The 23,794-nt window shown below is 70.4% G+C and carries 21 protein-coding genes; 4 read left to right on the plus strand and 17 right to left on the minus strand.

Annotated elements, in window-relative coordinates; all coding sequences use genetic code 11:
- Positions 1-77: 77 nt before the first annotated feature.
- The 15 genes from AC3CBB_RS05560 to AC3CBB_RS05630 form a co-directional block, all read right to left on the minus strand.
- On the minus strand, positions 78-2,396 hold the full coding sequence (locus AC3CBB_RS05560; RefSeq protein WP_488626277.1) for a RelA/SpoT family protein: 2,319 nt from the start codon (positions 2,394-2,396) through the stop codon (positions 78-80).
- Positions 2,397-2,465: 69 nt separating this feature from the next.
- Positions 2,466-2,813 (minus strand): rhodanese-like domain-containing protein, encoded by a 348-nt coding sequence (locus AC3CBB_RS05565; protein ID WP_488626278.1) that lies wholly within the window; start codon positions 2,811-2,813, stop codon positions 2,466-2,468.
- Complete coding sequence (gene secF / locus AC3CBB_RS05570; protein ID WP_123504617.1) at positions 2,810-3,796, minus strand: protein translocase subunit SecF; 987 nt, start codon at positions 3,794-3,796, stop codon at positions 2,810-2,812. Before secF ends, AC3CBB_RS05565 begins: the two co-directional genes overlap by 4 nt.
- Positions 3,796-5,562 (minus strand): protein translocase subunit SecD, encoded by a 1,767-nt coding sequence (gene secD, locus AC3CBB_RS05575; protein WP_488626279.1) that lies wholly within the window; start codon positions 5,560-5,562, stop codon positions 3,796-3,798. Before secD ends, secF begins: the two co-directional genes overlap by 1 nt.
- 91 nt (positions 5,563-5,653) lie before the next feature.
- The gene (locus tag AC3CBB_RS05580) at positions 5,654-6,061 is read right to left on the minus strand and encodes a preprotein translocase subunit YajC (protein WP_488626280.1); all 408 of its coding nucleotides are present in this window, start codon (positions 6,059-6,061) and stop codon (positions 5,654-5,656) included.
- Positions 6,062-6,147: 86 nt separating this feature from the next.
- Entirely contained in the window at positions 6,148-7,176 is a 1,029-nt protein-coding gene (ruvB, locus tag AC3CBB_RS05585) for a Holliday junction branch migration DNA helicase RuvB (protein WP_488626281.1), read from the minus strand.
- On the minus strand, positions 7,173-7,784 hold the full coding sequence (gene ruvA / locus AC3CBB_RS05590) for a Holliday junction branch migration protein RuvA (protein ID WP_488626282.1): 612 nt from the start codon (positions 7,782-7,784) through the stop codon (positions 7,173-7,175). Before ruvA ends, ruvB begins: the two co-directional genes overlap by 4 nt.
- Positions 7,781-8,362 carry a crossover junction endodeoxyribonuclease RuvC gene (ruvC, locus tag AC3CBB_RS05595; protein ID WP_488626283.1) on the minus strand — a complete coding sequence of 194 codons (582 nt, stop codon included), beginning with the start codon at positions 8,360-8,362 and terminating at the stop codon, positions 7,781-7,783. The genes ruvA and ruvC overlap by 4 nt, the downstream gene beginning before the upstream one ends.
- Positions 8,363-8,392: 30 nt before the next feature.
- The gene (locus tag AC3CBB_RS05600) at positions 8,393-9,154 is read right to left on the minus strand and encodes a YebC/PmpR family DNA-binding transcriptional regulator (RefSeq protein ID WP_488626284.1); all 762 of its coding nucleotides are present in this window, start codon (positions 9,152-9,154) and stop codon (positions 8,393-8,395) included.
- A 79-nt stretch (positions 9,155-9,233) separates the two neighbouring features.
- The gene (gene pdxT, locus AC3CBB_RS05605) at positions 9,234-9,821 is read right to left on the minus strand and encodes a pyridoxal 5'-phosphate synthase glutaminase subunit PdxT (RefSeq protein WP_488626285.1); all 588 of its coding nucleotides are present in this window, start codon (positions 9,819-9,821) and stop codon (positions 9,234-9,236) included.
- A gap of 10 nt (positions 9,822-9,831) precedes the next feature.
- On the minus strand, positions 9,832-10,728 hold the full coding sequence (pdxS, locus tag AC3CBB_RS05610) for a pyridoxal 5'-phosphate synthase lyase subunit PdxS (RefSeq protein ID WP_488626286.1): 897 nt from the start codon (positions 10,726-10,728) through the stop codon (positions 9,832-9,834).
- Between the two features lie 6 nt (positions 10,729-10,734).
- Positions 10,735-11,301 (minus strand): HIT family protein, encoded by a 567-nt coding sequence (locus tag AC3CBB_RS05615; protein ID WP_370454034.1) that lies wholly within the window; start codon positions 11,299-11,301, stop codon positions 10,735-10,737.
- A 2-nt stretch (positions 11,302-11,303) separates the two neighbouring features.
- Positions 11,304-13,313, minus strand: coding sequence for a threonine--tRNA ligase (gene thrS / locus AC3CBB_RS05620; protein ID WP_123504626.1), 2,010 nt, complete (start codon positions 13,311-13,313; stop codon positions 11,304-11,306).
- Positions 13,314-13,347: 34 nt separating this feature from the next.
- A complete protein-coding gene (locus AC3CBB_RS05625) occupies positions 13,348-14,583 on the minus strand; it encodes a hypothetical protein (protein ID WP_488626287.1) in 1,236 nt (411 codons plus the stop codon).
- Positions 14,573-15,124 (minus strand): RNA polymerase sigma factor, encoded by a 552-nt coding sequence (locus AC3CBB_RS05630; RefSeq protein WP_488626288.1) that lies wholly within the window; start codon positions 15,122-15,124, stop codon positions 14,573-14,575. The genes AC3CBB_RS05625 and AC3CBB_RS05630 overlap by 11 nt, the downstream gene beginning before the upstream one ends.
- A 246-nt stretch (positions 15,125-15,370) precedes the next feature.
- On the opposite strand from AC3CBB_RS05630, the gene AC3CBB_RS05635 reads away from it, so the two are divergent.
- Both AC3CBB_RS05635 and AC3CBB_RS05640 read left to right on the plus strand, forming a co-directional pair.
- A complete protein-coding gene (locus tag AC3CBB_RS05635) occupies positions 15,371-15,655 on the plus strand; it encodes a hypothetical protein (RefSeq protein ID WP_488626289.1) in 285 nt (94 codons plus the stop codon).
- Positions 15,656-15,766: 111 nt separating this feature from the next.
- Entirely contained in the window at positions 15,767-19,036 is a 3,270-nt protein-coding gene (locus AC3CBB_RS05640; protein WP_488626290.1) for an AfsR/SARP family transcriptional regulator, read from the plus strand.
- Positions 19,037-19,119: 83 nt separating this feature from the next.
- On the opposite strand, the gene AC3CBB_RS05645 is transcribed toward AC3CBB_RS05640, so the two are convergent.
- Positions 19,120-19,935 carry an ABC transporter permease gene (locus AC3CBB_RS05645; protein ID WP_123504631.1) on the minus strand — a complete coding sequence of 272 codons (816 nt, stop codon included), beginning with the start codon at positions 19,933-19,935 and terminating at the stop codon, positions 19,120-19,122.
- A complete protein-coding gene (locus AC3CBB_RS05650; RefSeq protein WP_123504632.1) occupies positions 19,932-20,930 on the minus strand; it encodes an ATP-binding cassette domain-containing protein in 999 nt (332 codons plus the stop codon). The genes AC3CBB_RS05645 and AC3CBB_RS05650 overlap by 4 nt, the downstream gene beginning before the upstream one ends.
- A 275-nt stretch (positions 20,931-21,205) precedes the next feature.
- Between AC3CBB_RS05650 and AC3CBB_RS05655 the strand changes: the two genes are divergently transcribed.
- Together AC3CBB_RS05655 and AC3CBB_RS05660 are read left to right on the plus strand one after the other, a co-directional pair.
- On the plus strand, positions 21,206-22,588 hold the full coding sequence (locus AC3CBB_RS05655; RefSeq protein ID WP_488626291.1) for a serine hydrolase domain-containing protein: 1,383 nt from the start codon (positions 21,206-21,208) through the stop codon (positions 22,586-22,588).
- Between the two features lie 107 nt (positions 22,589-22,695).
- Positions 22,696-23,787: a LacI family DNA-binding transcriptional regulator gene (locus AC3CBB_RS05660; RefSeq protein ID WP_488626292.1), complete on the plus strand. Its 1,092-nt coding sequence runs from the start codon at positions 22,696-22,698 to the stop codon at positions 23,785-23,787.
- Positions 23,788-23,794 lie beyond the last annotated feature (7 nt).

The raw sequence follows: 23,794 nt of genomic DNA on the forward strand, positions 1-23,794 counted from the left end.
GAGGACGAGGGCGACTGCGCCGCGATGCACGACAGCACGCGGGTGCGCCGTGAGCTGCGCCAGGGCCTCCGCTCGGCCTAGCCGCCCGAGACGCGGTAGACGTCGTAGACGGCGTCGATGCGCCGGACGGCGTTGAGCACCCGGTCGAGGTGGGTGGTGTCGCCCATCTCGAACACGAAGCGACTGAGGGCCAGCCGCTCGGACGACGTGGACACGGTCGCCGAGAGGATGTTCACGTGGTGCTCCGACAGCACGCGCGTGACGTCCGACAGCAGCCCCGACCGATCGAGCGCCTCGATCTGGATCTGCACGAGGAACACGCTCTTCGACGAGGGGGCCCACGAGACCTCGATCATGCGCTCGGGCTCGGTCATCAGGCTCTGCACGTTGTGACAGCTGGCCTGGTGCACGCTGACTCCCTGGCCGCGCGTGATGAAGCCGACGATCCCGTCGCCCGGCACCGGCGTGCAGCACTTGGCGAGCTTGACCAGGATGTCGGGCGCCCCGCGGACCAGCACGCCGGAGTCGCTGTTGCGGAGCGGCCGCTGCTTGCCCTTCGAGGGGAACTCGAGGTCGAGGTCGGTGTCGTCGTCGGTCTGCGTCTGCACGGCCGCGAGGATCTTCTCGATGACCGACTGCGTCGAGATGTGGCCCTCGCCGACAGCTGCGTAGAGCGCGGTGATGTCGTCGTACCGCATGGCGGTGGCGACCTCGGCGATGGAGTCCTGGCTCATCAGCTTCTGCAGCGGGAGGTTCTGCTTGCGCATGGCGCGGGCGATAGCGTCCTTGCCCTGCTCGACGGCCTCGTCGCGGCGCTCCTTGGTGAACCACTGCTTGATCTTGTTGCGGGCGCGGGGACTCTTGACGAAGTTCAGCCAGTCCTGCGACGGGCCGGAGTCGGGATTCTTCGACGTGAAGACCTCGACGACGTCGCCCGAGGTCAGGGTCGACTCGAGCGGGACGAGGCGGCCGTTGACCTTGGCGCCCATGGTGCGGTGGCCCACCTCGGTGTGCACGGCGTAGGCGAAGTCGACCGGGGTCGCGCCGTTGGGCAGGCCGATGACCTTGCCCTGCGGCGTGAAGACGTAGAGCTCCTTGGCGCCGATCTCGAAGCGGAGGCTGTCGAGGAACTCCCCCGGGTCGGCCGTCTCGGCCTGCCAGTCCGAGATGTGGGCGAGCCACGCCATGTCGGTCTCGGTCTTGGGGTCGGTGAGGTTGTCCTTGCCGCCGTTCATCCGCTGCTTGTACTTCCAGTGCGCTGCGACGCCGAACTCGGCGCGCTGGTGCATCTCGTGCGTGCGGATCTGGATCTCGACGGGGCGGCCCTTGGGGCCGATCACGGTCGTGTGCAGCGACTGGTACAGGTTGAACTTCGGCGTCGCGATGTAGTCCTTGAAGCGGCCCGGGATCGGGTTCCACCGCGCGTGGATCGAGCCCAGCACTGCATAGCAGTCGCGCAGCGAGTTGACCAGCACGCGGATGCCGACGAGGTCGTAGATCTCGTCGAACTCGCGACCGCGCACGATCATCTTCTGGTAGATCGAGTAGTACTGCTTCGGCCGGCCGACGACGTCGCCGCGGATCTTCGACGACTTGAGGTCGGACTTCACGGCGTTGATGACGTTCTGCACGAACTGCTCGCGCTGCGGCGTGCGCTGCTTCACCAGGCTGTCGATCTCGACGTAGAGCTTCGGGTGCAGCACGGCGAAGCTCAGGTCTTCGAGCTCCCACTTGATCGTCTGGATTCCGAGGCGGTGAGCCAGCGGCGCGTAGATCTCGAGAGTCTCGGTGGCCTTCCGGTTGGCAGAGGAGGACTCGACGAAGCCCCAGGTGCGCGCGTTGTGCAGGCGGTCGGCCAGCTTGATGACCAGGACCCGGATGTCTTTCGACATGGCGACGACCATCTTGCGGACGGTCTCGGCCTGAGCGCTGTCGCCGTACTTCAGCTTGTCGAGCTTGGTGACGCCGTCGACGAGCATGGCGATCTCGTCGCCGAAGTCGCGGCGCAGGGTGTCGAGCGCGTAGTCGGTGTCTTCGACGGTGTCGTGGAGGAGCGCGGCGGCGATCGTCTTGGCCCCGATGCCCAGGTCGGCCAGGATCTGCGCGACCGCGACGGGGTGCGTGATGTAGGGCTCGCCGCTCTTGCGGAACTGCCCCGTGTGAGCGCGCTCGGCGGTGACGTAGGCCCGGTCGATGATCGACAGGTCGGCCTTGGGGTGGTGCATCCGCACCGTCTTGATCAGACGGTCGACGGCGCCGGCGGGCTGGCTGCGCGAGAACAGGCGCGGCAGAAGAGTGCGCAGCGTCGCGGTGGAGGGCTGACCGCCCGGCGCGGAGCCGGGTCGACCGGACTCGCCGGGCGCAGGTGTCTCAGCCGTGGTGATCTCGGTCGTCATCCGGGCCTCCGTCGTTCGAGCCGCTCGGACGCAGTGCGGCCGAGTTTCGTCCAGGATAGGCGCTCGGCGTCAGCCGACGGACGGTTCGGCGCCGTTCTCGCTCGCCAGTTCGCCCTGAGCGTCACGCCAGGCGAGCATTCCGCCGAGCACGTCGACGGCGTCGATGCCGCGCTGGCGCAGGGCCTGGGTGACGCGGAAGGAGCGGCCGCCGACGTGGCACACGATGAGGACCTCGCGGTCATCGGGCACCTCGTCGAGGCGTTCGCCGAGCTCGGACATCGGCAGCAGGTGTGCGTCAGGGGCGTGCCCGGCGTCCCACTCGTGCTGCTCGCGCACGTCGATCAGGTAGGCGCCGGACTTCACGGCCTCGACGGCCTCGACAGCGGTGATCTCTTCTCGGCCCGTGGGAGTGCTCACTGGGAGACGACCTCGTGCGCCTTCGTCTTCTTGTCGTCGGCTTTCTTGATCAGCGTCTCGTGGCCGCGGATCTGCGCGTAGACCGGGGCCGCGATGAAGATGGTCGAGTACGTGCCGACCAGGATGCCGATGAACAGCGAGAGGGAGATGTCGCGGAGCGTGCCGGCTCCGAGCAGCAGCGAGCCGATGAAGAGGATCGCCGCGACCGGGAGCAGGGCCACGACCGAGGTGTTGATCGAGCGGACCAGCGTCTGGTTGACGGCGAGGTTGACCGACTCGCCGAACGTCCGGGCCGAGCCGTTCTTGTCTTCGGCGTTGTTCTCGCGGATCTTGTCGAAGACCACGACGGTGTCGTACAGCGAGTAGCCGAGGATCGTCAGGAAGCCGATGACGGCCGCCGGCGACACCTGGAAGCCGAGGATGCCGTAGACGCCCGCCGTGATGACGAGGTCGTGGATCAGCGAGATCATGGCGGCCGCGGCCATCTTCCAGGTGCGGAAGTAGATCGTCATGAAGATCGCGGCGAGGATCAGGAAGATCACCAGACCTCGAATGGCCTGCGTGGTGATGTCGCCGCCCCAGGTCGCGCCGATGAACGACGTGGCGACGTTCTTCTCCTGCACGTTGTAAGCCTCGGCGAGCTTGATGCCGAGAGCGTCGGTCTGGCGGGTGGTCAGGTCGTTGACCTGGACGCGGACCGTGTCGCCGCCGACCACCGAGACGAGAGGCGTGGCGTCGGCCTTGTACGCCGTCACCGTGTCGATCGCCGTGGTCTGCTTCGGATCGGCGACGCCGGAGATCTGGTACTCCGAGCCCCCGGTGAAGTCGATGCTGAACTGGAACCCGCCGCGGGCGATCGGGATCAGGATCGACGCGAGGACCAGGAACGCGGCGATCGCGTACCAGATCTTGCGGCGCCCGACGATGTTGACCGAGCGGGCGCCGGTGTAGAGGTCGTTGCCGAACTGCGAGAAGCTGGCCATCAGGAGTCCTTCTCCGAGTCGTTCGTGTTCGTGGTGGTGCCCTGGTCGCCCCGGGCCTTCTCGGCGGCCCGGCGCTCGGCGATCGTCTGGCGGATGGCCGCCTCCTTGCCGCCGGCGCGCTTGCGCCCCGGCTCGACGGGAGCGCGGAACTGGGCGCGGCCTCGATAGACGGCACCGAGCGCGTTCGGGTCGAGGCCCGAGAACCGGTGGCCGCTGCCGAAGTAGTTGGTGCGCGCGATGAGGCGCAGCATCGGATGCGTGAACAGCACCACGACGACGATGTCGACGAGCGTGGTCAGCAGCAGGGTGAGAGCGAAGCCCTTGACGCTGCCGACGGCGAGGACGTACAGCGTGACCGCGGCCAGGAAGTTGACGGTGTCGGACGCCAGGATCGTGCGGATGGCGCGCGACCAGCCGTGCTCCACGGCCGATTCGAGCGGCCTGCCGTCACGCAGCTCGTCTCGTATTCGCTCGAAGTAGACGATGAACGAGTCGGCCGTGATTCCGATCGCCACGATCAGACCTGCCACGCCCGCCAGCGACAGGCGGTAGCCGTCGTGCCAGGAGAGGAAGTCGATGGTCAGATACGTGATGCCACCCGAGATCGCCAGCGACAGGATCGTGACGAAGGCGAGGGCGCGGTACTGGATGATCGAGTAGATGATCACCAGGATCAGCCCCACCAGGCCGGCGATGAGGCCCGAGAGCAGCTGGGTGGTGCCGAGCGTGGCGGAGATCACCTCGGTGCTCTGGACGTCGAAGCTGATGGGCAGCGCGCCGAACTTGAGCTGGTCGGCGAGCGTCTTCGCGGAGTCGGAGGTGAACGAGCCGGTGATCTGGGCCGAGCCGTCGGTGATGGCGCTGTTCGTCGACGGGGCCGTGATGACCAGGCCGTCGAGGACGATCGCGAACTGGTTGCGCGGAGCGGTCAGCGAGACCAGGCGGCTCGTGACGTCTTTGAACTCGGTCGTGCCCTTGCCGTTGAAGTTGATGTTGACGGCCCACTGCCCGGTGCTGTTGCCCTGGGAGTTGGTGGCGAGGCCGCTGGTCGCGTCGCTGATCGTGGAGCCCTCGACCTCGACCGGTCCGAGGATGAACTTCGACGTCGCGCCGCTGTCGTCGGTGGAGCAGGTGACGAGGGGTTCGGAGTCGGGCGCGTTCGTGACGTCGTCGGGAGCGGCGCAGTTGTAGTTCGTGTAGAGGTCGGCCAGGCGGGCGCTGATCCAGCTGATGTCGGAGGCATCGGTCGGCTTCGCGGTCGGAGTCGCCTCGAGCGTCTTGCTGGGCACGTACGGCGTCGCAGACGCGGACGCCGACGCGCCCACGGAGGAGTCGGCGACGGTCTCGGTGTAGAGCACGGGCCGGAAGGTCAGGCGCGCGGCCGACTCGATCCGCTTCAGGGTCTCGGCGTCGGGCCTGCCGGGAATCGACACGACGATGTTGTTTCGCCCCTGCGTGTTGATCTCGGCCTCGCTCACGCCGTTGGCGTTGACGCGCTGGCGGATGATCGACACGGCCTGGTTGAGCTGATCGGACGAGACGGTCTTGCCGCTCTGCAGCTGCGCCTGGAGGGTGATCTGCGTGCCGCCCTGGAGGTCGAGCGCGAGCTCCGGGACGAAGCTGGCGTTGCTCCACCACCCGTCGGTGGTGTTCGTCGTCTTGTGCAGGATGGTCGCTGCACCATTGAGCGCGGCGATCGCGGCCATGATGATCAGGAGCCACGTCAGTGAGCGAATGGCCTTCTTCGCGGGCGTCGATCGTGCCACGGAGGAACTCAGCTTTCTCAGGCAGCGCGGGCTCTCTCAGGAGCGGCCCGCGCCGGTTCGGTGCCCAGCCGGAAGGCCGAGCGCTGGACTGTCAGTGCTTGGTGTCGTCGTCGGTCGTGGGAGTCTGGTCGAGACGCTCGCCGTACGAGGGGTCGGTGGCCGGGATGGCCGAGTCCTTGTTGAGCGAGTAGCTCGCCGACGACTCTTCGGCGACGGTGGGCTCGTCGACGGCGACGACCGGCTCGACGACGCGGCCCAGGGTCTGGCGGTGCACGCGGATGATCGTGCCGGGGGCGACCTCGACCTCGGCGATGTTCTCGTCGTCGTTGATCGAGACGATCGTGCCGTACAGGCCGAAGGTCAGCATGACCTCGACGCCGGGCACGAGCTTGCTCTGCAGGTTCTGCTGCTCGGCGGCGCGCTTGCGGCGGTTGCGGAACATGAAGAAGATCAGCACCACCAGAAGGGCGAGCATCACGTAGGTGGTGGCATTCGACATGAATCAGTCTTCTTTCGCAGGTGAGGGAAGGTGTTGCCGCGTGGAATCAGACACGACCGCTGGAAGCCTTCGAGGATTATAGGACATCAGTCGAACAGCCCTCCTGTGCGCCGCGTCAGCCCGAAGTGCGCCCAGGCCTCCGGTGTGGCGATGCGGCCCCGGGGCGTGCGGGTGAGCAGGCCGACCCGGACGAGGAACGGCTCGACCACGGATTCGATCGTGTCGGACTCCTCCCCGACGGAGACCGCGAGGGTGTTGAGGCCGACCGGGCCGCCGTCGAAGCGGGTCAGGACGGTCTCGAGGACGGCGCGGTCGAGTCGGTCGAGGCCGAGAGCGTCGACGTCGTACAGTTCCAGCGCCGCCTTCACCGTGCGGATGTCGGCGGCCTGACCGTGCACCAGCGCGTAGTCGCGCACGCGGCGGAGCAGGCGGTTGGCGATGCGGGGCGTGCCGCGCGACCGGCCGGCGATCTCGGCGAGAGCGGCCGTGTCGATGTCGATGTCGAGCAGCTTCGCCGCCCGGCGGATCACCTCTTCGAGCTCGGCCTCGTCGTAGAACTCCAGGTGCGCGGTGAATCCGAAGCGGTCGCGCAGCGGGTTCGGCAGGAGGCCGGAGCGCGTCGTGGCGCCGACCAGCGTGAACGCCGACAGCTCGAGCGGGATGCTCGTCGCACCCGCGCCCTTGCCGACCATGATGTCGATGCGGAAGTCCTCCATCGCGAGGTAGAGCATCTCTTCGGCCGACCGCGCCATGCGGTGGATCTCGTCGATGAACAGCACCTCACCCGGCACGAGCGACGACAGCACGGCCGCGAGGTCGCCCGCGTGCTGGATAGCCGGGCCCGACGACATGCGCAGCGGCCGGTTGCTCTCGTGCGCCACGATCATGGCGAGCGTCGTCTTGCCGAGGCCGGGAGGGCCCGCGAGCAGGATGTGGTCGGGGGTGCGGCCCTGCATCGCTGCGGCCTTGAGCAGCAGCTCGAGCTGGCCGCGCACCTTGGTCTGGCCGACGAACTCGATCAGCGACTTCGGGCGCAGTGCCCCCTCGAAGGCGAGCTCGGCGTCGGACTCGGGCTCGGGGTTGGTGAGGTCGTCGTCCACCGGGGCGGCGGTCATCGAGTGGATCCGGCGCGCTGCGGCCCGAGGCGGGTCAGCGCTGCCCTGAGGAGCGCAGGAACTGCGCCGGTCACCGACGGATCAGCGTCTTCGAGCACCGCATCGATCGCGGCCCCCGCGTCGCGCTCCGACCACCCGAGGCCGATGAGGGCGGTGAGCACGTCGGCCGACGTGGTGGTCGTCGCGGTGACGCTCGGCGCCTGCACGCGGATGTCGAGCTTGCCGGTGAGCTGCACGATGATCAGCTTCGCCGTCTTGGGGCCGATGCCCGACACTCGGCGGAATGCCGCGTCGTCTTCCGCGGCGACGGCCTGGGCGATCTGCGACGGCGTGAGGTGGCCGAGCACGCCGAGCGCCGACTTCGGGCCGACGCCGGTGACGCCGCGGAGGAGGTCGAACACCTCGAGCTCGTCGGCGGTCTGGAACCCGAAGAGCGAGAGGTCGTCCTCGCGGACGATGAGGGTCGTGAACAGGTGGGCGACCGTGCCGACGGGCATCGTCAGCGCGACCTGGGGCGTGACGGCGACCTTCAGCCCGACTCCCCCGACCTCCACGACGACCGTGGACCCGGCGGCGACGGCGACTGTGCCGCGGAGACTGGAGATCATCCCCCAAGCCTAGGAGTGCGGACCGACTTCTCGGCGTCGCGCCACGCACGCTGGGCGGGGGTGAGGGACCCGCCAGGCGTTCCTGCGACGGAATCGGGGGTGTTGCGGCGCCAGGCGTGGCAGATGGCGAGGGCCAGGGCGTCCGCGGCGTCGGCGGGCTTGGGCACCTCGGCGAGGCCGAGCAGACGGGCGACCATCGCGCCGACCTGCTTCTTGTCGGCGTTCCCGTAGCCGGTGACGGCGGCCTTCACCTCGGAGGGCGTGTGGAGCGCGACCGGGATGCCCCGCTCGGCGGCGGCGCGCAGCGCGAGGCCGCTGACCTGGGCCGTGCCCATGACGGTGCGGACGTTGTTCTGCGCGAAGACGCGCTCGATCGCCATGGCGTCGGGATGGAACTCGTCGACCAGCGCCTCGATGCCGCGCGCGATGATCATCAGGCGCTGCTCGAGCGGAGCATCGGAGGCCGACCGGATCGTGTGGACCGACACCAGGCGGGGCACCCGGTTGGCGGCCACCTCGACGATGCCCACGCCGCAGCGGGTGAGGCCCGGGTCGACCCCGAGGACGCGGAGGCTCACGCCCGAGCCCCCGCCCTCATGGACGTGCGACTACTCGTCGTCGTCGAGCTCGGCCTGGACCTCGGCCGTGACGTCGATGTTGGAGTAGACGTTCTGCACGTCGTCGTCGTCGTCGAGCGCGTCGATGAGGCGGAACACCTTGCGTGCCGTCTCGACGTCGGCCTCGACCTTGAGGCCCGGAACGAACTCGATGTCGGCGGCGTCGTAGTCGATGCCGGCGGCCTGGAGAGCCGTGCGGGTCGGGACCAGGTCGCTCGGGTCGGTCTGCACCTCGAAGCCGGACCCCTGGTCGATGACGTCTTCGGCACCCGCGTCGAGGACGGCACCCATGACGTCGTCTTCGGTGAGGCCGTCGGTCTTCATGACGGTGATGACGCCCTTGCGCGCGAAGTTGTAGGCGACGCTGCCCGGGTCGGCCATCGTGCCGCCGTTGCGGCTCATGACGGTGCGGACGTTGGCGGCCGCGCGGTTCTTGTTGTCGGTGAGGCACTCGATCATGAGGGCGATGCCGTTGGCCGCGTAGCCCTCGTAGATGATCGTCTGGTAGTCGACGGCATCGCCTGTGAGGCCGGCACCGCGCTTGACGGCGCGGTCGATGTTGTCTTTGGGGACCGAGGTCTTCTTGGCCTTCTGGACGGCGTCGACCAGGGTCGGATTGCCCTCGAAGTCGGCTCCGCCCATCTTGGCCGCGACCTCGATGTTCTTGATCAGCTTCGCGAACGACTTCGCCCGCCGACCGTCGACGACGGCCTTCTGGTGCTTGGTCGTCGCCCACTTGGAATGCCCGGACACGGTGCTCCTGTCGTTGCTCTGTTCTCTGAGTCTGCGTTGCTCTGGTACGAAAGTCTCGATAAGTGTACCGGCGGGGCGTTCAGGTCGTGCGAGCACGCACCTTGCCGAGGAAGTACTCGTGGAAGCGGTAGTCGTTCGTCATCTCGGGGTGGAACGACGTGCCGAGCAGGTCGCCCTGCTCGACCGCGACGACCCGGCCGTCGGCCAGGGTGCCCAGCGGAGTCGCGCGCTCCCCCACGGACTCCACCACGGGTGCGCGGATGAACACCGCGTGCACCGTGTCGCCGGGCAGGGCCGGAACGCTCAGGTCTTCTTCGAACGAGTCGCGCTGCGAGCCGAACGCGTTGCGGCGGACGGCGACGTCGAGGCCGCCGAGCGTCTGCTGGCCGGCCATGCCGTCGAGGATGCGGTCGGCCAGCATGATGAGGCCGGCGCAGGTGCCGTAGACGGGCAGGCCCGCGGCGATGGCGGCCTTGAGCGGCTCGGCGAGGCCGAACGTGCGCGACAGCTTGTCCATGACGCTGGACTCGCCGCCGGGGATGATCAGCCCGTCGACCTCGGCCAGCTCGGCCTCGCGCCGGACGGGCACCGCGGTCTCGCCGAGAGACGAGACGACGTGCAGGTGCTCGCGGAAGTCGCCCTGGAGGGCCAGGACCCCGATGCGCACTCTCGGGCCGTTACCAGCCACGCTCGGCGAGGCGGTGCGGCGCGGGCACGTCTGCGACGTTGATGCCCACCATGGCCTCGCCCAGCCCGCGGGAGGCCTCGGCGACGATCGTGGCGTCGTCGAAGAACGTGGTCGCCTTGACGATCGCGGCGGCGCGGGCGGCCGGGTCGCCCGACTTGAAGATGCCGGAGCCGACGAAGACGCCGTCGGCGCCGAGCTGCATCATGAGCGCGGCGTCGGCGGGCGTCGCGACGCCGCCCGCCGTGAAGAGCACGACGGGGAGCTTGCCGGTGGCGGCGACCTCGCGGACGGTCTCGATCGGGGCCTGGAGCTCCTTGGCGGCGACGTAGAGCTCGTCGTCGCGGAGGTGGCGCAGGGCGGCGATCTCTTTCGTGATCGTCCGGATGTGCTTCGTGGCTTCGGAGACGTCGCCGGTGCCGGCCTCGCCCTTGGAGCGGATCATGGCCGCGCCCTCGGTGATGCGACGGAGCGCCTCGCCCAGGTTGGTGGCACCGCAGACGAAGGGCACGGTGAACTTCCACTTGTCGATGTGGTTCACGTAGTCGGCCGGGCTGAGCACCTCTGACTCGTCAATGTAGTCGACGCCGAGGGTCTCGAGGATCTGCGCCTCGACGAAGTGGCCGATGCGGGCCTTCGCCATGACGGGGATGTCGACGGCCTTGATGATCTCGTCGATCATGTCGGGGTCGGACATGCGAGCGACGCCGCCCTGCGCGCGGATGTCGGCGGGCACGCGCTCGAGGGCCATGACGGCGGTCGCGCCGGCCTCCTGCGCGATGGTCGCCTGCTCGACGTTGACGACGTCCATGATGACGCCGCCCTTGAGCATGTCGGCGAGGCCGCGCTTGACGAGGGAGGATCCGGTGGTGGGGGTGCTGTCGCTCATGGTCCCCTAGCTTACGGTGCGCGGCCTCCCGGTGCGCGGTGGCCACGCGGTCGCGACCGCCTCGCGGACGTCGCCGAGCAGCTGCGTGATCGCCTTCGTCTCGGCGATGATCGGGAAGAAGTTCGAGTCGCCGCCGTAGCGCGGCACGACGTGCTGGTGCAGGTGCGCGGCGATGCCGGCGCCGCCCACCGAGCCCTGGTTCATGCCGAGGTTGAAGCCCTGGGCGTGCGAGACCTCGCGCAGCACGCGCATCGCGGTCTGGGACATCTCGCCGATCTCGGCGACCTCCTCGGCCGTGGCCTCGTCGTAGTTCGCGATGTGGCGGTAAGGGCAGACGAGCAGGTGGCCGGGGTTGTACGGGAAGAGGTTCAGCAGCGCGTAGGCGTGCTCGCCGCGCGCGACGATCAGGACCTCGGCGTCGGGCTTCGACGGGGCGCTGCAGAACGGGCAGTCGTCGTCGTGCGCGCCCTGCCCCTTCTCGACGTAGACGGCGCGGTGCGGGGTCCAGAGGCGCTGGAACGCGTCGGGAGCCGCGGCGAAGTCGGCGGAGGACTCCGCCCCGGCCTCCGGCACGGTCAGACCTGCGCCTTGGTCTCGATGGCCTCGACGATCTTCGCGATCGCGTCGGCGACCGGGATGCCGTTCTCCTGCGAGCCGTCGCGGTACCGGAAGCTCACGCTGCCGGCCGCGCGGTCCTCCTCGCCGGCGATGAGCTGGAACGGGACCTTGGCCTTGGTGTGCGTGCGGATCTTCTTCGGCATGCGGTCGTTGCCGTGATCGATCTGCACGCGCACGCCCTCGGCGCGCAGCTGTGCGGCGATCTCGTCGAGGTAGGGGCCGTACTCGTCGGCCACCGGGATGCCGACGACCTGCACGGGCGACAGCCACACCGGGAAGGCGCCGGCGTAGTGCTCGGTCAGCACGCCGAAGAAGCGCTCGATCGAGCCGAACAGCGCTCGGTGGACCATGACGGGGCGCTGGTGAGTGCCGTCGGCCGCCGTGTAGTCGAGGTCGAAGCGCTCAGGAAGGTTGAAGTCGAGCTGGACGGTCGACATCTGCCAGGTGCGGCCGATCGCATCGCGCGCCTGGACGGAGATCTTCGGGCCGTAGAAGGCAGCGCCCGCGGGGTCGGGCACGAGCTCGAGGCCGGTTTCGCGAGCGACCTGCGCCAGCGTCTCGGTCGCCTCCTCCCAGGTGGCGTCGTCGCCGACGTACTTCTCGGGATCCTTCGTCGAGAGCTCGAGGTAGAAGTCGTTCAGGCCGTAGTCCTTGAGCAGCGACAGCACGAAGCCGAGCGTGTTCTTGAGCTCGTTCGCCATCTCCTCGCGGGTGGTGAAGATGTGCGCGTCGTCCTGGGTCATGCCGCGCACGCGGGTGAGGCCGTGGATGACGCCGGACTTCTCGTTGCGGTAGACGGTGCCGAACTCGAACAGGCGCAGCGGCAGGTCGCGGTACGAGCGGCCCTGCGAGCGGTACACGAGGATGTGCATCGGGCAGTTCATCGGCTTGAGGTAGTAGTCGGCGCCCTGGCGGACGATCTCGCCCTCCTCGTTGCGCGCCTCGTCGAGGTGCATGGCCGGGAACATGCCGTCTTTGTACCAGTCGAGGTGGCCCGAGGTCTCGTAGAGGTTCGCCTTGGTGATGTGGGGCGTGTAGACGAACTCGTAGCCCTCCTGCTCGTGGCGCTGGCGCGAGTAGTCCTCCATGGCGCGGCGGATGATGCCGCCCTTGGGGTGGAAGACGGCGAGGCCGGAGCCCAGCTCGTCGGGGAACGAGAACAGGTCGAGCTCGGCGCCCAGCTTGCGGTGGTCGCGCTTGGCGGCCTCCTCGAGGCGGGCGAGGTGCTCGCGCAGGTCGTCTTTCGTGGCCCAGGCGGTGCCGTAGATGCGCTGGAGCTGCTTGTTCTTCTCCGAGCCGCGCCAGTAGGCCGCGGCGTTGCGCATGAGCTTCCAGCCGTTCTGGATCAGGCGGGTCGACGGCAGGTGAGGGCCGCGGCAGAGGTCGCGCCAGACGACGTCGCCGGTCTTGGGGTCGACGTTGTCGTAGACGGTCAGCTCCGCGCCGCCGATCTCGACGCCGGCCTCGCCGGCGTCCTGGTCGAGGTCGGTGCCGCCCTTGAGGCCGATCAGCTCGAGCTTGTACGGCTCGTTCGCCATCAGGTCGCGCGCCTCGTCTTCGGAGACCACTCGGCGCACGAAGCGCTGGTTCGCCTTGACGATGCGCTCCATGACCTTCTCGATCGCCTTGAGGTCTTCCGGGGTGAAGGGCTCGGCGACGTCGAAGTCGAAGTAGAAGCCGTCGACGACGGGCGGGCCGATGCCGAGCTTGGCCTCGGGGTTGATCGACTGCACGGCCTGCGCCATGACGTGCGCCGTCGAGTGGCGCAGGATCTCGAGGCCCTGCGGCGAGTCGATCAGCACGGGCTCGGCCACAGTCCCGGGCAGGAACTCGCCGGCCATGTCGAAGAGCACGCCGTCGACGCGGACAGCCACCACCTCGCGCTGCGGGAACAGCTCGAAGCCCGTCGTCGTCTCCGTGACCTCGATCGGATCGATGGCGGTCGTGGGTTCTCCGGCGTCTGACACGTCTGTTCCTTTGCTTCAGGGGGTGGCGTCCAGCCTAGCGACCCTTCTGACCTGCGATCAGCGAGGCGGCGACCCTCACCAGTACGCCGAGGCGATCCGACCCGACTCCTGCTCCTTGGCCGACGCGAAGCCACGAGCCGTCGGTCTCGACGTCGATCAGACAGCCCTCGGTCGGCGATGTGTCGCAGGTGGAGAACGCGGAGTCCGCGCCCTCGACCGTGATCGGCGTCCCGGCGTCGCCCTTCCGAGCCAGGCCCTCGAGCTGGCTTGCGCCTCCGACGGAGAGATCGGCGTTCATGGACTCATTCTCATCGACACCCGGCGTGCTCGCCTGCCAAGAGCAGAGCAGGCTCACATGCGAGTTCGAGATGACGTCCCCGCCGTCGGTCCCGGTGGCGAAGGGCTCAGTCACCGAAGCCGTGCCCAGAATCTCGTCGATCGGCGTGGCAGTGGCCATCGCGTCGCAGGTCGTCACGTCGGTCCAGATCGAGGTCGGCGGAGTCCACGGCTCCACGGCTGTGAGCGGGGCGAGCGCGCTCGCCATGTCGCGGATCACCGACGTCAGGGCGGCGGGAACGACGGTCGGGTGGTCGGCGGCCATGTAGCTGGCAACGACCCAGAAGTCGCCCGCGACGAAGTTGACCGAGCAGTCCTCGTATGGACCCCCGCAGTACTGAGCCGAGACGCTGCCGACATTGGCCGCCGTCTCGCTGCCGCCCGCGATCCAGCCCGCGATCTGCTTGCGGCCCTCGGCCGCGTCGGCGAATGCCGAGATCTGCAGCGACGTCCCCATCCCGGATGCATCGTCGGAGTAGGAGCAGGTCAGCACGCCCTCGCTCTTGATCGTCGCCGTCACTGGCGACGCGGACGTCGGCGCGATCCAGGCGAGCGCCGGAGCGAGCCGCTGGAGGTCGCCGGCTTCGCCGAGTGCGCTGCAGGTGATCGGCACCGTGCTGCGCGGGCCCGCTACCGGCGTGGCCGTCTTGCTGGGCTGGGGAGGCGGAGCTGTGGTGGCCGTCGGCGACGGGGCCGGCGGAGCCGAGGTGACGGGGGCGACGGGGGCCGAGGCCGTGAACGGCGAGGGGACCAGACCGAGGGCGACCCCGCCGGAGGCCGCACCGAGGCCCAGGAACGCGATGACGCCGAGGGCGATGCCCCAGTTCCGGCGCCGGCGCTTCACCGGGTGCGCGACGGCGCCCTCGAGGACGTTCTGCTTCATGGAGACGAGCATGCGGTTCAGGTCGTCTCCGGTGGGTGGCTCAGTGTTCACGGTCGGTCACCGCCTTCTTCAGTCGTGCTCGGGAGCGGAAGACCCGCTGGGTGACGGCGGTCACGGTGATCCCGAGGGATTCCGCGACCTCGGCGTAGGGCCTGCCCTCGATGAGGCAGAGCTCGCACACGCGCTGGTCGAGCGGCGAGAGGGCGGCGATCTCGTCGCGCACCCAGCGCAGCCGCTCTCGGGCGTCGGCCTCGTCGGCCGGAGCCGCGACCTCGTCGGTCAGCTCGTCGCTCTCGTGGCGTGCCCTCTTGCGTGCCAGGTTGAGCGCGTGGTTGCGGCACACGACCAGGAGCCAGGGCAGCAGCGACGACTCCCCCGTCGTCGTCGCGCCCGATACGGACTCCGCCTTCTGCCAGAACGTCAGGAACGTGTCCTGCACGATCTCCTCGACGTCCATCCGGCTCGATGCCAGTGCCCACGCGTAGCGGGTCACCGTCGGCGCGAACCGGTCGAAGACCAGCGCGAGCGCGTCCCGGTCGCCGGCGATCGTGCGTCGGACCAGGTCTGCGTCTGCCTCATGTGTGAGTTCCACTTCCACCCCCTTCACTAGAGGAGTGTCGCGGGCGCGGCGAACCTTTCACAATTCGTGGAACCTCCTCCGAGGTCGGGCACGCGAGATGGCCTTGCGCGTCGGGTCGCAGGCCACGCGGCGACGCGGGGAGCCATCTCGCCGAAGCGTCACGGCGCCATCACGCTGAACGCCGAGAAGAACGCCTACGACTCGGAATACTGCGGCCAGACCCGCGCGGGCGGGGCGAGGGGTACCATTCTCGACCAGATGTTCACCCTCACCCTGCCCCCGCTCGTCGCCGACGCGGCGACCGGGCGCGCCCTCGCGGACGGCGTGCCGAGCGACGCCGCCGCGCACGTCGAGATCGACGCCAGCCTGGTGGCGCTCGCTGACCACGGCTTCGTCGGTGAGCTGCTCGACGGGCTTCTCGCCCGCGGCCTCGAGGTGCTGGTCGTGGGCGGCGCCTCGCATGATCTCCGCTCGTCGTTCGCCCGCGGCGCCGAGCATCGCGCCTTCGACGAGATCTGGTTCCAGACCGATACCGCGGCCTGACGACGAACGGCGGCCAGACGACGAACCGCGGCCAGACGACTAAGCGAGGCGCCCCATAGCGATAGGTCGCTGACGTATCGTTGGCGTTGACCAGCGCGCTAGACTCGCCGGGTGCCTCCAGCCCGTGTCCTCGTCGCTGTGCTGGGTCCCGTCCGCGTCGCCGGCCGCGAGCCGGGCACGCTCGTCGAGCCGGCGGGCCCGCGCGCGAAGGCGTTCATCGTCGCTCTGTCGGTCGCAGGAGCTTCCGGCGTCACCTCCCCCCGCCTCATCGACGACCTCTGGGGCGACACGCCCCCGCGGCAGGCCAAGGCGGCCCTCCAGACCCTGGTCTCCCGGGTCCGTCACGCCGCTGCCGACGACCTCGTCGTGTCCACTCCGACCGGCTACCGCCTGGGCGACCCGAAGGCGACCGACCTCCACGCGGTGCGCACCCTGCTGGCGCAGGCGGCCGGCGCGGAGCCTGCTGAAGCCGACCACCTCGCGACCACGGCGCTCGCGACCTGGCGCGGCTCCCCCGCGGCCGACCTCGACGGCTTCGAGCTCGTGGACGACCTCGTCGCCGAGGCGGCCGGCCTCCGGGCCGACGCCCTGCGCACCGCCGCGACAGCGCGCTGCTCCGTCGGCGACGGCCAGGGCGCCCTCGCCGCTCTCGACGAGCTCGACTCGCTCCTCGCCGAGCGCGGTCGCCGCACCGACGACGGCGACGTGGCCCTGAGGATGCGGGCGCTGGCCGCGGACGGCCGGCGCACCGCGGCTCTCCGCGTGTTCGCGGCTCACCGCGAGGCTCTGGCCGACGAGCTGGGCTCGTCGCCGTCGGCCCTCCTGATCGCCGCCAACACGGCCCTGCTGACCGAGGCCGACGACGGGGCTGAAGCGGCCAGGGCAGCTGCCGAGGCCGTTCCTCCGAGCTCCACGACACCGACACCTCGCCGCACCCGCATCGCCGTCGGCCTCCGCACGGCGCCCAACGAGCTTCTCGGCCGTGCCGCCGACATCGCCGCCGTCGAGCACGGCCTGACGACGTCGCGCCTCGTGACCATCCTCGGGCCGGGCGGTCTCGGCAAGACGCGTCTCGCCCAGGAGGTGGCCCGCCGCGCCGGCGACAGCACGGCGCGGGTGGTCGTCGTCGAGCTCGCCGCCGTCCGCAGCGACGACGACGTGGTGCTCGCCGTGGCGAGTGCGCTCGGCGTGCGGGAGGTCGGCGCGCCGCGACTGCGCCTGGCCGACCCCGGCGTGCGCCGAGGCGTTCGCGAGCGTCTGGCGGACGCCCTGCTCGAGATGCCCACCCTGCTGGTCCTCGACAACTGCGAGCACGTGATCGGCTCGGCGGCCGAGCTGACCGCCGAGATGCTGGCTGAGACCGCTGACGTGCGCGTACTCGCGACGAGCCGATCGCCGCTGTCGATCGGCGCCGAGGTCGTGCACCCGCTCGAGACCCTGCCGAGTGCGGGCGTCGCCGTGGAGCTGTTCGAGCAGCGCGCCCGATCGGCGCGCCCCGGCGTGGCGCTCCCCCGCGAGGCCGTCCAGCGCCTGTGCGCACGTCTCGACGGCCTGCCGCTCGCCATCGAGCTCGCCGCCGCACGCGTGCGCTCGATGGCCGTCGACGAGATCGAGCGCCGCCTCGGCAACCGGTTCGCCCTGCTCACCTCCGGCGACCGCTCCGCGCCCGAGCGCCACCGCACCCTCACGGCCGTCATCGACTGGTCGTGGAACCTCCTCGCCGACGACGAGCGGGTCCTGCTCGCCCGCCTGTCGCGCTTCCCCGACGGCTTCTCGGCCGACGCCGCCGAGATCGTGGGCAGCCCGAGCTCGGCCGACCAGCACGACGTCGCCGACGCCTTGGACGGCCTCGTCCGCCAGTCGCTGGTGGGAGTCTCCGAAGAGCACCGCACCGGCCGCGTCCGCTACCGGATGCTCGAGACGGTGCGCGAGTTCGGCGACGCTCAGCTGATCGCGTCGGGCGAGTCCGACGACGTGCGCGAGGCCATGTTCCGGTGGGCGGAGTGGTTCTCGTCCTACATCCGCTCGCACCTCGACGGCCCGGACCAGGTCCGCCGATTCGCCGTCATGGCGGCCGAGCAGGACGACCTCGTGCACGTCCTGCGCCTCGCCGTCGACGTCGAGCGCCGTGGCACCGTCGCCGACGCGTTCGCCGTGCTCGGCTACTTCTGGTCGCTGAACGCCAGCCACGCCGACGTCACGGCATTCGCGCCCGATGTCGTGCGCGTGCTCCGCACCGGGTGGCCGGCACCCGAGCACCGCGACGCCGAGCTGCTGGCGTGCGCCGTGGCCGGCAGCCAGCACCTGTTCGGCGGCGGGCGAGCGGGCACGTTGGCGCTGGGTCGCCTCCGCCGCCTCCGCCGCGACGGCCCGGCCGCCGACGCCCGCCTCGAGGCCCTGACCGGCCTCTTCCTGGCGACCCTCGTCGGCGTCGAGGCGTTCCAGGGCCACCTGGCGCGGATGGCCGCCTCGAGCGACTCGGTGATCGTCGAGCTCGGCTCCGTGATCACTGCCCAGATCGCCGAGAACGACGGCCGCATCGACAACGCGTTCGTCCACGCGCGGCGGGCCTACGACAGCACGGTTCAGAACGGCCACGCCTGGGCGACGGCGACGAGTGCGGGCTTCCTGTCTCAGCTCCACGCCCAGGAGGCCCAGCCCCGCGAGGCTCTCGAGTGGGCCGAGAAGGCCCGCACCGGCCTGGTCTCGCTCGGCGCCGTCGGCGACCTGGCCGAGGTGGAATGGCGCCAGGCGAGCGCCCGCATCGCTCTGGGCGACGTCGACGGCGCCCGGGCGGGCTTCGCCGCGCTCCTCGACGACGCCGGCCCCACGCCCGAGGGCGATCAGGACGTCCGGGTGTTCGCCCGCTGCGGCCTCGCGGAGATCGCCTTCCTGGAGGGTCGGCACGCCGACGCGCTCGGCATGTACGACGAGGCCGTCCTGGGCATCCGGGACGACCGCAGCCGGTTCCGCTCGCCGATCATCGCGCTCTCGGAGGCCGCCGCCCTGTCGGCCCACCTGCGAGCTCGCACGGGCGGCGCCGAGCACGACAGGCACGTCGGCCGCATGGCCACCCGCCTCCGCACCCGCCTCATCGCGCAGAGCCGCGTGCCTCAGGCGTTCCAGGACGTCCCGATCGCCGGAGCGGCCGTCTTCGCCCTCGCCTCGTGGATCCTCGCCTGCCTCCCGGCCGAGTTCGAGGCGAGAGGCATCCGGCTCGCGCAGCTCGGCATCGCGATGCACGGCCGGCAGGAGATCCCGTCGCTCGAGCACGCCCGGCTGCTCGACACCGGCCGCATCCCCGACGTCACGGCCATGACGTCGGCGGACGCCCGCCGCGAGGCCATCGCGCTGCTGAGCGACCGCCGGCTGCGGCGCTGAGTCCGAGCCCCGGCAGGCAGGGCGAAGGGGCGCAGGAACGGGCAGCCCGGAGTCGAGCCGCCCGTTCCTGCGCCCCTCGGCCGTCAGGCCTTGCGCATGTACGACCGCACCGTGAGGGGCGCGAACACCGCGACGATCACGGCCGCCCCGAGGAGCGCGAGCCACAGGTCTCCGGTCACGGTGCCGGTGTTGGCGAGGTCGCGGACCGCGGTGACCAGGTGCGAGACCGGGTTCGCGTTCACGAACGCCTTGAGCCAGTTCGGCAGGGTGTCGGCCGGGACGAACGCGTTCGAGAGGAACGTGAGCGGGAAGAGCACCAGGAACGAGATGCCCTGGACGCTCGACGCGCTGCGGGCGACGACGCCGAAGAAGGCGAAGATCCAGCTGATCGCCCAGGCGCAGACGATCACGAGAACGGCGGCGAGCACGACGTGGCCCAGGCCGCCGCCCGGGCGCCAGCCGAGGATGACGCCCATCACCAGCGTGAGCGTCGTGGCGATCGCGTAGCGGACGGTGTCGGCGAGCAGCGCGCCGGCGAGCGGGGCGATGCGCGCGATCGGCAGCGACTTGAAGCGGTCGAACACGCCCTTGTCCATGTCTTCGCGGAGCTGCGTGCCGGTGACGACGGAGCCGGTGATGACCGTCTGGACGAGGATGCCGGGGATGATCATCGGCAGGTAGTCGGCGATCGAGCCCGCGATCGCGCCGCCGAAGATGTACGTGAACATCAGGGTGAAGATGATCGGCTGGACGGTGACGTCGATGAGCTGCTCGGGGGTGCGGCGGATCTTGAGGATGCCGCGGTAGGCCATGGTGAACGAGTTGCGCACCGACTGGCCGAGGCTGACGTGGTTCTTGAGCGGGCGCCCTTCGAGGGTCGCCGTGGTGATCGCGGTCATGCGTGCACCTCTTCTTTCTGGATCGTCTCGGCTGCCACGGAGTCGGAGTCGACCCCGTGGCCGGTGAGGGTGAGGAAGACCTCGTCGAGCGTGGGCTTCTGCACGCTCATCTCGCTGAGGCGGATGCCCGTCTCGCGGAATCGGATGAACAGGTCGGTCACGCGATCGGGGTCGGCCATGGGGGCCGTGATGCGACCGGCCTCGGGCGAGATGACGGCGTCGACGCCCAGGGTCTCGCGGATGACGCGGCGTGCTTCGTCCACGTCGCCGCCGTCGGCCAGTCGGAGCTGGAGCGACGACTCGCCGACGGAGGCCTTCAGCTCTTCAGCGGTGCCCTCGGCGACGACGCGGCCGGTGTCGATGACGGCGATGCGGTCGGCGAGCTGGTCGGCCTCCTCGAGGTACTGGGTCGTGAGGAGGACGGTGGAGCCCTCGTTCACGAGGCGGCGGATGGTGTCCCACATCTGCGAGCGGGTTCGCGGGTCGAGGCCCGTGGTCGGCTCGTCGAGGAAGATGAGCGGCGGCTGCGCGATGAGGCTGGCCGCGAGGTCGAGCCGGCGGCGCATGCCGCCCGAGAACTTCGCGAGCGGGCGGGTCGCAGCCTCGGTCAGGCCGAACTCGTCGAGCAGGGCGGCGCTCTTGCGACGGGCCTGGCTGCGCGAGAGGCCGAGCAGGCGCGAGAAGATGATGAGGTTCTCGGTGGCCGAGAGCTTCTCGTCGACCGACGCGAACTGCGCGGTGACGCCGATGAGCTGGCGGACGATCTGCGCCTCGCGCTGCACGTCGTGGCCGAAGATCGTGGCCGAGCCGGCGTCGGGGCGGAGCAGGGTGGCGAGCATGCTGATCGTAGTCGACTTCCCGGCGCCGTTCGGGCCGAGCACTCCGTAGACGGTTCCGGCGCGGACGCTGAGGTCGACGCCGTCGACCGCGCGGTTCTCGCCGAAGACCTTGACCAGGCCGTGGGCTTCGACGGCCCAGTCGCTGTTGGTGGCCATGGGGCTGTCCTCTCGTTCGTGGTTCGGTGGCGGCCCTGTGCGGGCCGGATGAGAAGAGCGTGCGCCGGGGCGCTCACACGGCGCTTGCACGCGCTTGCACTCGCTCGCGCCGACCGCTGACCCTAGGGCGGTCGGACTGTCGGGGATCCTGCTGCTGAAGGGCAGCAAGCGGTAGTCGTCCCGACCCGTGATCGCGACATCGCACCAGGCGAATTCCTGGTGCCATGTCGGGATCCCGGGCCGTGATGCCGCCATCCGCGACTAGCGTGGGCCTCGTGACCAACGACGCCCTCACCCGCAGCTCCCCGTCCGCCCACGACATCGACGCCGGAGGGATCGAGGCGCTCATCGACGCCCTCGAGAGCACCGCCGAGGTCGAGCCGCACAGCCTCATGGTGCTGCGCGGCGGCGAGGTCGTCGCCGAGGGCTGGTGGGCCCCGTACGCGCCCGACCGGCAGCACCTGCTCTACTCGCTGAGCAAGAGCTTCACCTCGACGGCCGTGGGCATCGCGACCGCGGAGGGCCTCCTCTCGCTCGACGACACGATCATCAGCCACTTCCCCGAGCTCGACGCCGAGATCACCGACGAGCGCACCCGCCGCATCACGGTCCGCCACCTTCTGGCCATGGCGAGCGGTCACCGCGAGGAGACGGTGGAGCGCGCGAGCACCCTCGACCCCGCCGACCTCGTCCGCGGCTTCCTGCTGATGCCTCCCGACGAAGAGCCCGGCACCCTGTTCTGCTACAACCAGCCCTGCACCTACACGCTCGGCGCGATCATCCAGCGCGCGACCGGCGGCACCCTCGTCGACTACCTGAGGCCCCGTCTCTTCGACCCGCTGGGCATCGGCGAGGTGGGCTGGCTGACGCACCCGAGCGGCGAGCAGCTCGGGTTCAGCGGCTTCCACGCGCCGACCTCGGCCGTGGCCAAGCTCGCCCAGCTCTACCTGAACGGCGGCGTCTGGAACGGCGTGCAGCTCGTCCCGACGGCCTACGTCGACGAGGCGACGCGCCTCCAGGTCGACAATGCGGCCGTCGGCGGCTCCCCCGACTGGTCGCAGGGCTACGGCTTCCAGTTCTGGATGGCCACGCACGGCTTCCGCGGCGACGGCGCCTACGGCCAGTTCGCGGTCGTGCTCCCCGAGCTCGACCTCGTCGTCGCGATGACGGGCCAGAGCATCGACATGCAGGCCGTCCTCGACGCCGTCTGGGCGCACCTCCTCCCTGCCGTGGGCGCAGGAACCGCGTCGACCTCGTCCGACACGGCCCTCGCGGCGCGTCTGGCCTCGCTGGCCCTCCCCGTGCCGCCGGGCACCGGGGTGACGCTCGAGCCGGCCTCCTTCGAGCCCGGCCCCGGCAACCGCCTGCCCACCCTCACGAGCGTCGTGCTCGGCGCCGGCCGTACGGCGACCCTCGTCGACCAGGGCCTCCCCCTCCGCCTCCCCCTCGGCGACGGCGAGTGGCTCGTGTCGGACGCCGTCGCGGCGTCGGCGTCGCCCGGGGAGGCCGGCGGGGTCCGCCTCGACGTCGCCTTCATCGAGACGCCCCACCGCCTCGTCGTCGAGCTCGACCAGTCTGCGGGGACGTTCGCCGCCGCCTGGGTCACCGAGCCGCTGCACGGCCTGCCGCTCGCCCAGGTGCGGATGCCGCGGCCCTAGCGGCTCCCGTCGGCCGCGTCTCAGAAACCGCCCAGGATGGGGGCCGCAGGCTGGTCGGCGGGGATCGCGCGGGTCGATACTCTGAGAACGACAGACGGGAGCGCGCCATGGACGACGGCACGGCGCCCGCGCGGGTGGAATCGGTGGCGGTTCCCGGCGGGGTCCGACCGGTCCGGGTGCCCGGCGCCCTCCGTCGCGCCCCGACCATCTACGACGTCGCGAAGCTCGCCCAGGTCTCGCACCAGACGGTCAGCCGGCTGCTCAAGGGCTACGAGGGGATCCGGCCCGAGACGCGCGAGCGCGTCGAGCGGGCGCTCGAGGAGCTCGACTACCGGCCGAACCTCACGGCCCGTTCCCTGGCCACCAGCCGCTCGCACCGGATCGGCGCGCTGACGCACGAGATCGAGCAGGTCGGCCCGGCCAAGATCCTGCAGGGCGCGAGCCGCGGCGCCCGCGACGCCGGCTACCTCCTCGACATCGTCAGCTTCGACCCCGGCAACGACGCCGACATCCAGCGGGCCCTGCGCATCGCCGACTCGCGCGACCTCGCCGGGATCATCGCGTTCGGCTCGACCGACAGGGTCCTCGACGCGTTCTCGACGGCGGGCTTCAGCGTGCCCTGGTTCATCGCCGGCGAGGACGACGACAGCGTCGGCGAGCACGAGCTCACCCGCAACGGCCAGGGCGTCGCGATGCTCATCGACCACCTCGCCGACCTCGGCCACACGCGCCTGCTGCAGATCGCCGGACCCGGCGCGTGGATCTCGGCCCGCAACCGCCTCTTCGCGTTCGAGTCGGCCACCCGGGCGCGGGGGCTCACCGAGGTCGGCCGCGCGCACGGCGACTGGTCGCCGGCGTCGGGCTACCGGGCGGCGCTCGAGCTCCCCCTCGACCGCGGCGCCACCGCCCTCGTCGTGGCGAACGACCAGATGGCCCTGGGGGCGATGCGCGCCCTCGCCGAGCGCGGGCTGTCCGTTCCGGCCGACATGAGCGTCGTCGGATTCGACGACATCCCCGAGGCGCCGTACTTCCCGGCGCCGCTCACGACCGTCAGCCTCGACTTCGATCTGCAGGGCCGGATCGCCTTCGGCCAGATCCTCACGCTGATCGACGGCTCGACGGCGAGCGGCCAGCGGGTCGACCCGCGGTTCGCGGCGGAGCTCGTGGTGCGGTCGTCGACGGCGGCGCCCCGCCTCTAGTCGACAG

This window comes from Frondihabitans sp. OV104, assembly GCF_057787745.1.